The sequence below is a fragment of the Chitinophaga cymbidii genome (assembly GCF_007992715.1).
GTDB classification, from domain to species: domain Bacteria; phylum Bacteroidota; class Bacteroidia; order Chitinophagales; family Chitinophagaceae; genus Chitinophaga; species Chitinophaga cymbidii.
The window spans coordinates 1,515,351-1,531,023 of sequence record NZ_BKAU01000001.1; the positions used below are offsets into that span (position 1 = coordinate 1,515,351).

The 15,673-nt window shown below is 55.7% G+C and carries 5 protein-coding genes; 1 reads left to right on the forward strand and 4 read right to left on the reverse strand.

The window, feature by feature from the left end:
• Positions 1–114 precede the first annotated feature (114 nt).
• A complete protein-coding gene (locus CCY01nite_RS06060) occupies positions 115–1,518 on the reverse strand; it encodes an MATE family efflux transporter (protein WP_222614316.1) in 1,404 nt (467 codons plus the stop codon).
• A 397-nt stretch (positions 1,519–1,915) separates the two neighbouring features.
• Here CCY01nite_RS06060 and CCY01nite_RS06065 point away from each other — a divergent pair, with 397 nt between their 5' ends.
• A complete protein-coding gene (locus tag CCY01nite_RS06065) occupies positions 1,916–2,422 on the forward strand; it encodes a hypothetical protein (RefSeq protein WP_146858767.1) in 507 nt (168 codons plus the stop codon).
• A 187-nt stretch (positions 2,423–2,609) separates the two neighbouring features.
• Here the strand turns inward: CCY01nite_RS06065 and CCY01nite_RS06070 are convergent, their stop codons facing one another.
• The 3 genes from CCY01nite_RS06070 to CCY01nite_RS06080 form a co-directional block, all read right to left on the reverse strand.
• Positions 2,610–4,601, reverse strand: coding sequence for an OmpA family protein (locus CCY01nite_RS06070; protein ID WP_186830925.1), 1,992 nt, complete (start codon positions 4,599–4,601; stop codon positions 2,610–2,612).
• A gap of 22 nt (positions 4,602–4,623) precedes the next feature.
• Positions 4,624–5,634, reverse strand: coding sequence for a PorP/SprF family type IX secretion system membrane protein (locus CCY01nite_RS06075; RefSeq protein WP_146858771.1), 1,011 nt, complete (start codon positions 5,632–5,634; stop codon positions 4,624–4,626).
• Between the two features lie 89 nt (positions 5,635–5,723).
• Entirely contained in the window at positions 5,724–15,002 is a 9,279-nt protein-coding gene (locus CCY01nite_RS06080) for an Ig-like domain-containing protein (protein WP_146858773.1), read from the reverse strand.
• Positions 15,003–15,673: the final 671 nt, after the last annotated feature.

Genomic DNA, 15,673 nt, shown 5'->3' on the forward strand with positions numbered 1-15,673 from the left:
GTAATGGATTGATTTAAAGGTTGAAAAACGCAGCAAATGTAATCAATTACCAATTACCGGGATACCTTTAAATCCATCTGTCCATTCTGCCTGGCCGCAGATCAGGGCGCACCATCAAACCTTCACCTTCTTCCATTTCCCTTTTCTGAATATCACCACCGCTGTCACCGCAATGGCGGACTCTGCTATCACGATAGCCCAGAAAACCCCTGTGGGCCCCCATTTGAAAACGATCGCCAGCAGCCAGGCCAGGGGGATTTGCAGCATCCAGAAACCAAAGAGGTTGATGAACGTGGGCGTTCTGGTATCGCCGGCGCCGTTGAAAGATTGCGCCATCACCATACCGAAGGCATAAAATATATATCCTATGCTGATCAGCCGCAAACCTTCAATGCCATAAGCCAGCACCGCGGCATCATGCGAGAAGATGCGCAGTATCTGCGGCGCAAATATCATGAACAATACAGAGATCCCGCCGAGGAAGAACATGTTCATATAAGCGGCCTTCCAGACGCTCTTCTCCGCTCTTTCCGGCTCGTTGGCCCCGAGGTTCTGCCCCACCAGCGTAGCCGCGGCGTTCGCCAGGCCCCAGGCCGGCAGGATCGCGAAAACGATCACGCGGATGGCAAAGGTGTAACCGGCCAGCGCGTCTTCCCCGAACTGCGAGATGATACGGATCAGGAATATCCAGCTGGCGGAGCCGATCAGGAATTGTAAAGTACCGCCGGAAGCGAGTTTGATCATACGAAGGATCGTCTGCCAGTCCGGCCGCAAATGCCGCCACGTGATCTGTATCAGCTTGTTGCCGCCGAAGAGGTGATACAACTGGTAGCAAACACCCGCACCGCGGCCGATCAATGTGGCAATGGCCGCGCCTTCCAGCCCCATGCCGGCACCATAAATAAATACAGGACAGAGGATGATGTTGAGCACATTCGCCAGCACAAGGCTGCGCATGGCAATGCTGGCCTCTCCCGCGCCACGGAAGATCCCGTTGATCAAAAACAGGAGCACCACCACCAGGTTACTGCCCAAAGCAATTTTCGTATATACGTGTCCGTTTTCTATCATGACGGCGTCGGCTCCCATCAACGCAAGTATCTCTCTCGAAAATATTACGCCGAGAATGCTGACCACCGCGGAAAATCCCATGGCCAGGTACACCGCCTGCACCGCTGCGTGCGCCGCGCCCTCGGGGTCCTTCTCCCCGATACGCCGGGCCACAATGGCCGTAGCCGCCATGCTGATGCCGATAGCTACCGCGTAGATCAGGCTCAGTACAGATTCCGTCAATCCTACCGTAGCCACGGCAGCTTTTCCCAGTCCGCCTACGAAATAAGCATCCACCAACGCAAACAGTGATTCCATAGACATCTCCAGGATCATGGGAATGGCGAGCAACACCAGCGCACGGTTTATGCTGCCGGCCGTATATACTTTTTCTTCTCCTTTTATAGCTTCCTTTATCAGGCGCAGCCATTGCTGCGTGCGCGTAGCTGCGCGCGTCATACTTCGCATGTTGACGAATTGAAATGGTAATAAATGAATTTTGAAGGCGCCGCCGGGCGCCGGATAGTGGAGGATGAGGTGGCCGGCGCTATGCCGGCGGTGTTAGAATTTCATATGCGTAAAAATTGAGGATTACAAAGGTAATTGAATTGTTAAACCGGCCATGCGGAATTTTACAAAGCAGGTTGATCCCGCACTGTTAAATGATGAATGTAATTCATCCACCTGCTTGCAACAGCTGTTTTTCATCAAAGAAACAAGCCACCATACTGCATTCCGGCGGGCCGGATAAAAAAAGGATGCGCGCTTTGTAACATTTTAATTCCAGCTCCGTTTTACCTATGTCCCGCAAATGGGACTACACACTTAACCTAATTATTGAACCAAAGCTTAAAAAACGGAAATCATGCTTATCCTAAAAAACCGGACTCTCGGATGGAGTCTGTTGGTTACTGCCGTGTTCGGAATTACGCTGGCGTCCTGCTCTGATGACGATGATCCTACGCCGCAAAAACGCTCCAAGGAGTATCCGCTGACCGTATCTACAGGAACCGGCGGCGGCAAGGTAACGCTGCAGGAACTGACTGACAGCACCTTCACCATGACGATCCGTATCGACAAATCAACAAAAGACACGACCTACCATTTTGTGTTGTTCAATGGTAACAAAGACACTACCGTACTGGATACCTTCCATCTTGTAAAGTCGGTCAAAAGCGCAACCACCGGCGCACCGGTTGAGGCCAGATGGGAAAATGTGAAAGAGATCACCATCGGTGAAGACACGAAGAAATGGAATTACGACAGCGTGCTGAAGTACCGCGCATTTGCGCGTGTTGCTTTTGTTGACAAGGGCGTAACGCCGGAGAAAGACAGTGTTGTGGCGATCGGCAACATCGGCAGCGCACAATAATCAGTTACGTACAATTTTAGTTGATAGATGGAGACGAGGGCTGTGTCGGATACGATGCAGCCCTTTTTTTGCCCATACCTTCATAAAAGACAATAGCCGGATAAAATCCGGCCATTGCTTGTATATGATAGGATATGGTTCATGGTGGGAAGGAATTCCCTGTTGAACATCTTACTGCGTTAACATGTTAATTGCGCAACACTTTGAACTCTGTTCGCCGGTTGAGCTGCCGCCCTTCAGGATTGTCCTTTCCGTTGGGCAATGTGTTCGGCGCCACGGGCCTTGCTTCTCCATAACCTTTGCTGATCACCCTGTTTTGCTGAATGCCTTTGCCGATGAGGTAGTCCACACAGGCTTTCGCGCGCGCGTCCGAGAGCTTCAGATTGTAGGCATCCGTGCCTTTGCTGTCCGTATGCGCACCCAGCTCTATTTCCATTTTCGGATTGTCCAGCAACAGGTAGTACAGGCTGTCCAGTATCAGTTTTGATTCCGGCCGCAGGCTTGCCTTATTGTAATCGTAGAAGATATCGTTGATCACGATCGGTTTGTCGATCTCGAAACGTTTGAGGCAAACGGAGGGATTCATCATGGAATCCACCATGCTCAACTGCTCAGAATCGAAATTGAAATTCTTCGAGAAATAATTTTCCTTTTCGATCAGCACTTTGTATTTCCTGTTCATTTCCACTTCAAACATATAGTTGCCCGCTACGCCGGTGGTCTGCTTTTCCAGTATGTTCCGCTGCGTGCTGTCCAGCAACGTGATCTTTGCGCCTTCCAGCGGCTGACCGGTTTCGCAGTCCAGCACCATGCCGCCCGCCATTTTCACCTTGCGTTTCACGGCAAAGATCTCCAGGCAGCAAACGGATTCGCGGTCGGAGCTGATGTATCCTTTCTGTAATGCATTTTTCGGGAAGATGGATGCGAAGTAGAGGTCGTCCTTCGCGGAGTTCAGCGGGTATCCCATGTTCTCGGGTGTGGACCAGCTGCCGAAGTTGCCTTTGCTGGAAAAAAAATCCAGTCCACCGAAACCCGTACGCCCGTCTGTGCTGAACACCAGCACTTCTTTCGCGGGATCGAAAAAGGGTGCGTTCTCCTGGTCTTTTGTATTGATGGCGGTGCCGAAGTTGGCGGCGTTGCTTAATCCTCCGCTGCTGTTGATCGTGCAATACCATAGGTCGAACTTGCCCATGCCGCCGGGGCGGTTGGAGGAAAAGAGGAAATATTTTCCGTCCGGGGAAATGAACGGTTCCTTGGAGCTGTAGCCTGCAACGTTCACGTTGGCGTCCAGGGGTTGGGGGGCGCTCCATTCATTGCCCTGCCGCACGCTGCGGTAGATCGCGGAATGCTTTGCCCCGTTCTTCACGGTCCATCTTGTGAGGTACAGCGTATTGCCATCCGGCGCAAGCGCTGCCACGCCCTGTTCCATGCCTTCTTCCATGGGAACGGACAGCTTCTCATTGGCTTCAAAACTGTTATCGCCGCCTGTCGCCACATACAGGGTGTTAACGAAAGGATTGTCTTTCTTTTCGATCAATGTGGAATCCGGGCGGGAGGAGGTAAAATAAACGGTGTTATTGCTAACGGGCACCGGCGCGTAGTTGGCGCCGCCCTGGTTGATGTCGCCCGCTACCCTGATCACTTCATACTTCGGCGGCAATGCCATTTCCCTGATCGCAAACTCGCAGTTGGCGATCTCGATGGCCGTGCGCGTACTGTAGTCGTCATACCCTTTGTAAGACTGCCGGAACAACTGGAACTGCGTGAGCGCATCTTCATATTTGGACGCCGCACGAAGGCATACGCCGTACCAGTAACGCACCAGCGGGAATTGCACAGGATCAAAGTTTACGGCTTCCGCATACCACTTTTCCGCGTTGGCAAAATCGTTGTACATGCGGTAGGATTCCGCCAGGCGGTACACCACCTGTTCATAATCCTTCAGCTTTTTCTGCTTCTTGTTTTTGCCGGATTTATCCAGCAGGTAGGGCTTATATTCTCCCGGTTTGATGGTGAAAGTGCCCAGCGCCTTGCTGTAATACTGCGCCGCGGAGTAATAGTCTTTCTTCTCGAAATAACTATCCGCCGTACGCTTGTAATCATATATATACTGCTGTGCATGCAGTGTACCGGCCATGCAAATGGAAACCAACAGCAGGATGAGTGTAAATCTTTTCATAAAGTTCATCATTTGATGGTGCTTATAATCTTGGACAGATAAAATATTCCGGCTCCATGATCCTCCGTTTGCGGCCAATGAATGACAGGGATATTTCGAAGGCATTGCTTCCGTTCGTCAGCCTGCTGAGATTGGAAGTGTTCGCATCATAGCTGAGGCCGAGCGTAACGTTCTTGTAGTGAAAGCCCGCGAAGGGAGACACCGCGTCGTTCACCCGGTAGTTCGCGCCGAGCAGCAGATCAAACTCCGTATTCACTTTCACCTGTGAGTAAACACCGGCTACGATCTCTTCCGCATTGCCCTGGCGCATGTACAGCCCGTGCGGTGTGATGCCTACCATATCTGACAGCCTGATCCTGGAACCGCCATGCACGAGATAGCGGATCGGGAGGGATCTTGATTCCTTGTTCTCCGCCACGAAGGGGTCATCCGGTTGTGTCAGGTGCGCTCCCGCCACGCCGATAAAAGGATTGAAGCGGTGGTTCGGATTGCCGTCGAACAGCATCAAACCGGCATTCGCATCAAAAACAGTGGAAGAAGTGGCGCGCAGCTGTTCGCCGGAAGGAATATTCGGATCGAATCCGGACACGGGATTGTACTGGCTTCCCAGCTGGAACTTCGACTGGTCTACCCGCCGGTTGATGATACCGGCCTGTATGCCCGCCACGAGCCGCGTGGTGCCGTTTGCGCCCATTTTCACGCCACTGTAGGAAACGGTGGCCATAGCATTGAAGTAATTGAATCCCGCGTCGCCGGCGGACATGTTCAGCGCCGTGATGCCGAGCCCTACGTTTTTCTGCGTGGGCGCATCAAAGGAAATGCCGGCGGTAGAATACGGGCTTCCAAAATTAGCCCACTGGTTCCGGTAATTGCCGGTAAGCCGGTAATCTCCGTCTATCACCCCGGCCAGTGCGGGGTTCAGCCAGAGGGGGTATGCATAATATTGTGAGAAATGCGGGTCAACCTGTGCGGTCGCTGATCCGGCGAGCATGGAACACAGGGAAATCAAGCCTATCATAAACTTGTTCTTCATGGGAACATTTTTTTCGGTTTGGAATTGGCCGGAATGAAGTTGCCTTCATTCCGGCTGTTTAAAATGTATTTGCTTGCCTATTGATCGGGTTACCTGACAATCGTGATGGTGCCTCGTTTCTGAACGATGGTGCCGTCCTGCAGCACTGCTTTCAGTACGTAGGTGTATACGCCAATGGGTTGTTTCGTACCGCTCATCGTACCATCCCATCCACGGCCTTTGTCTTTCGATTCAAAGACCATCTGACCCCACTGGTTGAAGATCCGCAGCTCCATAGACGCGATAGTGGTACCGTATACGAACAGCACATCGTTGACGCCGTCATTATTCGGCGTAAAGGCATTCGGAACGAATACGGTGTTGCCCGCCGGGTTATCCGTACCGCCACCGCCGAGGAACCATGCGCTGTTGGCGCAAGGCGTTGCACCGATGGCCATTACCTGTAAGGTGACGGTCTGGTTCGGTTGCAGACCCGTTACGGTATGCGTGGTGCCCGTGAGGCCGGAGCTTGGTTGCGTGAACGTTGTACCACCGTCAGTAGATACCCTGTATCCGATAGCACCCTGGATCGCATCCCACTGGAAGGTGACAGAGGTAGCTGTTCTGCTGGCTTCCGTTACTCTCGGCGCTGCCAGCGGTTCAAGGATACTGATGGTCACCGGTGTACGGGTCGCGCTCATGCATCCTCCGTTATAACCTGCCGCCACATAGTAGATAGTGGTGGCGGTGATGCCCGGCGTTTCAAATACCGGTCCGGTGAATATGGAGGCGCCGCCTGTTGCAGAAGTATACCAGCTGAATATCACGCCTGACTGTGTGGATGTCGCGCGCAGTGTGGCGCTGCTGTCCTTACAAACCTGCAGTGCGTCTGCCGTTACGGTCGGCGCTACCGGCACATTACCAACAGTGGCCGTGGCTGTTGCCCTGGTGCCGCTTACGCAGCCGCTGCCTATTACAGCTTCCACGTATACGGTGATATTCGTAGTGAGCGTACCTGTTGTGTAGCTGGCGGACGTGCTGCCCTGCAGCAGGTTGCCGTTCACCGGCGCGTCGTACCAGCGGTAGGTAACACCCGGCACGGGGTTTTGAACGGTGAAGGTGGCTGTTGAGCCGGAGCAAACCGTGATCGCGCCGCCGTTGATGAGCACTGGCGTAGCCGGTGCGTCCGCAGGAATGAGGATCACTCTTGCGCGGCTGGAACTGATACAGCTGCCGCCCTGAACAGCGCTTTCCACGTACAGCGTATCTCTTGCGCTAACGGGGTTGCTGGTATATGTGCTGCCGGTAAAGAGCAGCGTACCGCCTGTAGGTGCATCGTACCAGCGGTATTCAATACCCGCATTCGGGCTTTGAATGCTGGCGGTGGCGCGGTTGCCGCGGCAAACGGTCACTTCGCCCGGCGTTACCGGCACTGCAGGTCCGGCCGTGATCACCACGCTTACTTTTGTGCGTGTTGCGCTGGAACAGTTGCTGCCGTTCACGGCCTGTACATAGTAGTCTTTATTGGCCGTCAGTGCCGGCGTTACGAAGTCGGGTTGAGAAGAAAGCACCGTGCCACCGGTGGCCGCGTCATACCAGCGATAGGTAATGCCGGGCTGCGGGCTCTGAACGGACAGCGTAGCTGTGCCGCCGGAGCAGATGGTCTTCGTAGCTGCATCTACAGCCGGCGCTGCCGGAGCAGGATTAACGGTAACGGTTACACTGGTACGTCCCGCGCTGGTGCATGCACCGCTGGATGCCTGTACATAATAGGTAATCGTTGCCGTTACGCCGGTGGGCGCGAAGGTGGTGCCCTGTGCCAGCTGCGTACCGCCGGTTTGTGCGCTGAACCAGGTGTAGGTAACGCCTGGCAGCGGGTTCTGCACAGACAGGCTGATGGCGCTGCCTGCGCAAACAGTGGTGCTGCCGGTTACAACGGGCAGGGCCGGCGGGGTGGTCACCGTTACGCTCACTTTCGTTGGTGTAGCGCTGGAGCATCCGCCCGCGGATACCGCCACCACATAGAAATCTGTTGCGGTGGTGATCGCGCCGGTCCTGAAAGTAGCGCCGGAGAACAGTTTATTACCGCCCGGAGCGTCGTACCAGTCATACGTGAGGCCGGACTGCGGATTCTGGATGCGCAGTGTCGCCTGAGCACCGGTACAAACCGCTACGTTCGCGGATTCTACAGCCGGAGCAGCCGGTCCTGCTGTTACCACCACGCTTACTTTCGTGCGTGAGGGGCTGGAGCAGTTGCTGCTGTTGATGGCTGCTACATAGTAATCTTTATTGGCCGTCAATACCGGCGTTACAAAGTCGGGTTGAGAAGAAAGCACCGTACCGCCGGTTGCGGCATCGTACCAGCGATAGGTGATGCCGGGCTGCGGGCTCTGAACGGACAGCGTGGCTGTGCCGCCGGTGCAGATCGTCTTCGTGGCCGCGTCTACCGTTACCACCGGCGGAACCGGGTTAACGGTAACGGTTACACTGGTTCTTCCGGTGCTGGTGCATGTACCGCTGGAAGCTTCCACATAATAAGTGGTAGTAGCTGTCACGCCTGCCGGCTTGAAGCTGGTGCCCTGCGCCAGTTGCGTACCGCCGCTTTGTGCGCTGAACCAGGTGTAGGTTAATCCTGTTTGCGGGTTTTGTATGGACAGGCTGATGGAATCGCCTGCGCAAGCAGTGGTGGAACCGGTGATCACCGGCAGACCGGGCGCTACTGAAACCTGTACGCTCACCTGTGTTGGCGTTGCGCTGGAGCATCCGCCGGCTGATACGGCATACACATAGTAGCTGGTAGCGGACACTATCGGTCCGGTTACGAAAGCGGGACCGGTGAACAGTTTATTGCCGCCCGGTGCGTCGTACCATTCGTAGGTAATGCCGCCCAGCGGGTTCTGCACGCGCAGCGTAGCCGGAGCGCCGCTGCAGACGGTCACGTTCGCGGATTCAACAGTTGGCGGGTTGAGCGCGGTTTGTACGCTTACCCTTGCCGTTGCGCGGCTGCTGCTGGCGCAATTGCCGGCGCCTACTGCTTCTACAAAGTAGGTAGCGGTGTCTGTCAATGCAGGCGTTGCAAACGTAGCGCCGCTGGAAAGCAAGGTACCGCCGGTGGCAGCATCGTACCAATTATAGGTAACTCCTGTTACAGGATTCCGAACGGAAAGTGTTGCGGGCTGGCCGTTGCAGATAACGGTAATGCTGTCCGCCAGTACGGGCACGGCCGGTGTGGCGTTTACGGTAACAGTGGCCGCAATCCTGCCGCCGCCGTTGGTACAGCCGCCGCCTGCATTTACGGCTTCCACATAGTAAATGGTGGTGCCTGTCAACGCCGGTGTGGCAAAGGTTGCCCCTTCAAACACCGGTGTGCCGCCTGACTGCACGGTATACCAGCGGATGGTAATGCCCGTTGTGGAAGAGGTCACACGCAATGTTGCGGAGGTGCCGCTGCACACGGTCAGATTATTTGCTTCCAGTACCGGATCAGGCGGTGCTGCGGCCACAGTAACGGTAACGGGCACACGTGTTACACTGCCGCAGGTGCCGTTGTATGCTTCTGCGTAGAAAGTGGTCGTGGCCGTGAGTGCGCCGGTTATAAAGATGCTGTCCAGCGAAAGCGGCGTACCGCCTGTTGCGCTGCCGAACCAGCGGATGGAATGCGAGGAATCCAGTGCACGGGCCATCAGGATGGCGCTGCCACCGGTACAGATGGAAGTATCTCCTTTCTGAACAACGGGCAGGTCCGGCACTTCCTGTACCTGTACGGTCACCGGCGTACGAACCGGGTTCACGCAATTGGTAGAGGCCCTGAAGCTTTCAGCGTAGTAAGTGGTATTCGATGTAAGGACCGGTGTGGTGAACACTTTGCCGGTGAAGATGGGCGTTCCGCCCGTTGGGGCAGTATACCATCTTACGGTTGCGCTGTCTGAAGCTACAGCGGTCAGCGTTGCCTGGCTGCCAGCGCAGATCCTGATGTTGTCCGGCGTGATCACGGGTGAGGACAGGATGCGGTTGGCGTAGTGCACATTCAGGTTCACCAGTGCGGATGCAAGACCGCCGCGTACCCTGATCTCTATACGGTCATATATGCCGCCCGGCGCAAAGAGCACTGCACGCTGATTGGTGCCGCCCAGTACCACGAGGCGAAGACCTGTGGCATCCAATGTTTGGGTATCGTTATTGGATGTTGCGCCATTATAAGAGGTGATCTGTATAGCGCTTAATACGCTGAGATCAGCAAGGCCGGTGGGGAAGGACAATCTCAGTTTCACGGTATCTCCGGCAGCAGCGGGGCTTCCGAAATTCAGCGTTTGTGTGATGTCTGCCCCGAGGAGGCTCAATACCTGCGTGATCGTTGCGAAGTTGGTCGTGTCGTTGTCTACGGCGTTGTCACCGAGATTCACGGTACATCCAACACAGAGGCCGTTCACGTTGGAAGTCTGGCTGTTCGCGAAATCGCAGCCGGGGTTAAAGTCACGGTCCACATTCACGGTAACCGCTGTTCTTCCGCTGGCGCAACCGGAAGCGGAGGCCGCTTCCACATAATACCGGGTGGTATTGGCCAATGCGGGTGTAATAAAAGGATTACCTGTGAACACAGGCGTACCCCCTGCTGAATCCAGGTACCAGCGGTAAATAGCGCCCGGTGTAGCTGATGCGGCCGTCAATGTGGCGGTTTGACCGTATTCAACGGTACCGCCGGCGGGATTGATGGTCACGGTCGGCTGAATGGGAACGTCATTTACCTGGATGGTCACTGTTCTTGGGGTTGCGCTGATACACTGACCGTTCGCTGCTACTACATAGTAGGTGGTGCTGGCGGTCAGCGCCGGGGTTGTGAATGAAGGGCCGGTAAATACGATGCTGTCCAGCGCAGCGCTGGCATACCAGTTAAATGTTACGCCGGGCGTTGCGGAGGCGGCAGTGAGTGTAGCTGTACTTCCTGCGCAGATGGTAGCGTTCTGCGGCGTAACATCCGGTGTGCCCGGTTGCGCTGATACACTAACCTGAACGGCTGTACGGGTATCGCTGGCGCATCCGCCGCTGGAAACAGTTTCTGCATAATATACGACCGAGCTGTCGAGCATCGGCGTGATGAATTCCGCACCGGTAAAGAGCACTGTACCGCCCGTCTGCTGGCTGTACCAGCGGAACGTTGCGCCGGCGGGGGCCGTAGCGCGCAAGGTGGCGGTAGATCCGCCGCAGGTGGTTACGCTGGTGCTTTCCAGGGTTGGCGCCGCGGGTGCGGAAGTGATGGTCACCACCGCTTTGGCCCTTACCGGATTGGCGCAGCCGGTGCTGGTCTTGGCAGCTTCCACATAGAAGGCGGTGTCTGTCGTAAGCGGACCTGATACAAATTCAGGGCCGGTGAACAGCAAGGTGCCGCCGGTGGGCTGGCTGTACCAGCGGTATGTTGTATTGGCCGCCGGAGTTACGGATAATGCAGCTGTACCGCCGATGCAGGTACTTACAGTATCCGGCTGCACTACAGGCGCAGGTATCAGGCGCTGTGCATAATTGATGTTCACAGCATTCAGCGCCTGTGCAAGGCCGGAGTTCAGGCGAACTTCCACCCTGTCAAACACTGCTGAAGGCGCAAAGGTCACCAGCGCCTGCTGGTTGCCCGGCAGGAGCTGCAGATGGAGCAATGCGGCATTCAGCGCCGTGCGGTCATTGTTATAAGTAGTACCGTTATAGGTAGCGATCTCTACGCTTCCGAGCAATGCAACATCGGCCAGTGATGCGGGGAAGGACAGACCCAGCCGGATGCTGTCGCCTGCGTCACTGGGAGAGGGGAAGATGAGCGTTTGCTGTACATATCCGCCGAGCAGGCCAAGGATGGCGTGCAGGGAAGAGAATGTTTCTGTGCTGCCGTCCACTGCGGAACCCTGGTTGTCCACATAACAGCCTATGCAAAGCCCGTTGGCGTTGCTGATCTGTGTGGTGGCGATGTCGCAGGGCGCATCGGGATCGGTGATCACAACGTTCGCCACGGCGGCAACTCTTTGCGGAGTGGCGCAGCCGGTGCTGGTGGATGCTTCCACGTAATAGGTAGTGGTGGCGTTCAGCGGCGGGGTGGTGAAGCTCGGTCCGGTGAAGACGAGCGTGCCGCCTGTCGGCGCCGTATACCATCTGTATGTCAGTGCCGTGTCCGGCGTATTCACATTAAAGGTGGCGGTGCCGCCCTGCGGGATCGTCACGGAGGTGGCGGTGAGCGAGATGCTGGCGAGCCCTACTTTTACGAATACCGGTTTGCGCACTTCGCTGGCGCAGGTGGTAGTGGCGGATGCGGCTTCCACATAATAGGTAGCATTGGCGGTTACCGAATCCAGTACGAATGCGGAGCCGGTGAACAGCAGGTTGCCGCCGGAGGGTGCGTCATACCAGCGGAAGGTAGCGCCGGCAGGGCTTGTGGCGGTGAGCGTTGCATCCTGCCCGCTACAGACATTTACGGTGTCTGCCGCTACGCCGGCCATCGGGGTGATCTGCTGCGCGTAGTATACATTGATCTGCGTCACGGCAGTAGCCACACCGGCGATCCTGATCTCGGCTTCATCAAATACCTGTGAAGGCACATAGGAAATCACCGCGCGGGAGCCGCCGTTCAGCAGCTGCAGGTTCAGCAGGCCGCTGTTGAGCGCCCTTACGTCCGCTGTATTCTCCACACCATTATTGCGCGGGCGGATGGTTACGTTTGACAGCAGGCTGAGGTCCAGCAGGCCGGTGGTAGATCCTACCACGATGCGCAGGCTGTCTCCCGCCGAGCTTTCCTGTCCGAATGCGAGGCGCTGCATTACGCCGGCGCCCAGCAAGCCTACCGGAACATGCAGCCGCGATGCGGTTTGCGGATTGTCATCCACGGCCAGTGAAGAATCGGCTATCGCGCAAAGCAAACAGAGGCCGAATGCCTGTCCGCTTTGTGTTACGGCCCTGCCGCAGGAAAGGTCCGGGCTGCCGGGCCCAACTGTTACATTCACTTCAACGGCTGTACGAACATAGCTCGTGAGGCCGTCCGGTGTGGCGGCTTCCACATAATAAACCTGGTCCTGTACAAGAACGGGGGTATTGAATGTGGGGCCGGTATGGAGGAGGTTGCCGCCGGTGGGGGCGTCGTACCAGTTGAAGGTGGCATCGGGCAGGCGTATGGAGGCCGTCAGCGTGGTATCGCTGCCGAAGGGTACGCTGACATCTTCCGGCGTTACGGTAACGGGGATGAATGCCGCGGCTTCGTAGATGTTCAGGCTGGAAAGGCCGGCCACAACGCCTGTCAGGTCTACCTGCGCACCATCGAACGTGCTGTTAACGGGGATGGTTACACGGAATTTGCCGACGGTGCCTGTCACATCCAGGCCCAGCGCCTGCAGGTTGATCAGGTCATTGTCAAGCGTAATGGCGTCGCCATTGGGCGTTGCGCCGTTATAGGTCTGCACCCTGATACCGGAGAGCAGCTGCGCGCTTAACAACTGATTGGGAACGCCGAGCACAAAGGATATGCTGTCTCCGGCCTGGTAAGTGCCGGGGAATTTAACGAGTTGCCCAACGGAGCCGAGGGCACCGACGGTCATGATAGCCTGTGAAGCGGTGGTTGTGTCCGCATCAACGGCCAGTTCAGGATTCTGCACCAGGCAGCCGACGCAGATGCCGCCGATGACCGGACTTTGTTGTTGGTCGCCATACGTCCACAAGGGGCCGGGGCCGCCGCTTACGGTCACTTTCGCCGCAGTGCGGTGGAAGCTCGTCAATCCGTCTGGCGTGGCGGCTTCCGCGTAATATGTTTTGCTCCGGGTCATGGGAGGCGTTGTAAAGCCGGCGGTCGTAGCCAGCGGGGTGCCGCCGATGGGCGCATCGTACCAGGTGAAGGTAGCGCCGGGAGCCCTGACGCTGGCTTCCATGGTGGCAGTGCCGCCGGAAGGTACGGTGGATGCGGGAGGAGTAACCGTTACAGGCATGAATGCGGCTGCTTCGTATATGCGGAGTCCTGACAGACCGGCAAGCACGGCGGAAGTGCCGATGCTTACACCGTCGAACGTACTGTTAACAGGAATGGTTACACGAAATCTGCCGGTGTTCCCTGTGCTGACGCCCAGCAATTCCAGCCGCACGAGCGAGCTGTCGAGCGCAATCGGGTCACCATTGGGCGTATTGCCATTATAGGATTGCAGGGTAATGCCGCCAAGCAACTGTGCGCCGATCAACTGATCGGGAAGCTCCAGGTCCACCGCGATGCTGTCGCCCGCCTCATAGGTCCCGGGGAAATGGATCAGCTGGGAAACGCCGCCGAGTGCGCCCACCAGTGTATTCAGCTGGGAAGCGGTATTGGGGTTGGCGTCCACAGCGTTTTCCGGATCGGTAACGGTGCAGCCTACGCATACGCCGTTGATCAGCGGGCTTTCCTGCTGGTCACCATACGTCCACAAGGGGCCGGGACCGCCGCCCACGTCTACGTTCACCGCAGTGCGGATAAAGCTGGTCTTGCCGTCAGGCGTGGTGGCTTCCACCCAGTATTGATGCACGCCGCGGTTCAGCACGGGCGTGGTAAAGGTGCTGCTGCTGCCAAGCAGGTTGCCGCCTGATGGCGCATCGTACCAGTTATAGGTAGTGGCGCCCAGGCGGTGCGAAGCGGTGAGGGAGGCCGCGCTTCCTGCGGGAGAAATAACGGGATTGGCGGAAGGAGTTACAGTAACCGGCACTACCGCGGTTACTTCATATATGTTCAGTCCGCTCAGCAGGTTGAGTGAAGCGTCAAAAGTGATCTCCACCCGGTCGAATGTGCCGGTTGCGGGAATGATGGCCCTTCTCTTTGTAGATCCGCCGAGGCCGAGCAGCTGAAGGCGGACGAGCTGGCTGTTGAGGTTGACGGAAGTAACGGCAGCCGGCGCGGAGCCATTGAAGGTCTGCACCCGTATGCCGCCCAGCACTTCAAGGCTGAGCGCGGCGCCGGGCACTTCAAAGTCCAGCACAATGCTGTCGCCGGCTTCATATGTACCGGGGAAAACGATGCGCTGGCCTGCCCTGCCGAGCACGCCAAGGCCGATCCTCACACGGGCCGCGGTGGCGATATTCCCGTCATGGGAGGCGCCGGCCGTGTCTACGGCGCAGCCGAGACAAAGGGGGATGATGTTGGTATGGCTTGTGCCGGTACTGAAAATAGGCCCCGCAGCAAAGAAACTGCGTGTGGCCGTGTACGTTACAAGCGTTTTCTTTGTCAGCAGTGGTGATTGTCCGTACCAATCAGCGGCGGCGGGGGCTTCGGTATGCTCGCCGGGGTACCACCAATACTGCATATGGCTTGCGGCAAATGCTTCCGCGGCGGGTCCTGCGGGTAGCAGGGCAACGATCAGCATAATAAAAGCGCGCAAGACACTCTTAGGAGTAACATTCAGACTCATATACAATTGTTTGGGTTATGTATGAAAGTTGTTTTTGCGAAATAGATCATTGAAAGCGCATGCCCTTACATGAGTGGACATGGTTTTGTGGTTGAACTGATTCTCGTTACATCAGGGTATAGTTTTGAAGAAAGGTTATCTGTCAAAATTCAGATCTGCTGATTCGGTTCCATACGTTTTTGATAGGATACTTTCTTAGTTACAGGAATGGTTATTGCATTAACGACTGTACGAAAGTATGCTGCGGAAGCGGGGAAACGATGTGCCATTCCTGTTCATTATTCGCACACTTGCCAGCCTGTTCATTTTTTGGAAATCCTGTTCATTTTGTTCATTTTGGCTCCGCGAGAACAAAATCCTTACATATTTGTACTTCCTTTGAAAAAAATATTGGTTTTCCTCATTGTCAATTGTATGTCAAAACTTTATACTATCTTTAAACGCATTCACCTCCCAAGAATGGTTAGGCATCCTAATCGTATACACCAACTTCTAATACAAAAAACATTTATGGCCTATACTCCTCCCTTAATCTCTTGATAAAGAACAGCTAATGCATTTATGTTCAACTGAATAATGTCTGTTCATTTTGTTCATTTTAAATCATGTAAATCCGAATGTTCATTTTACTACGTACGTATGTCATTTATACCTGATACCCAAGCCCCCTA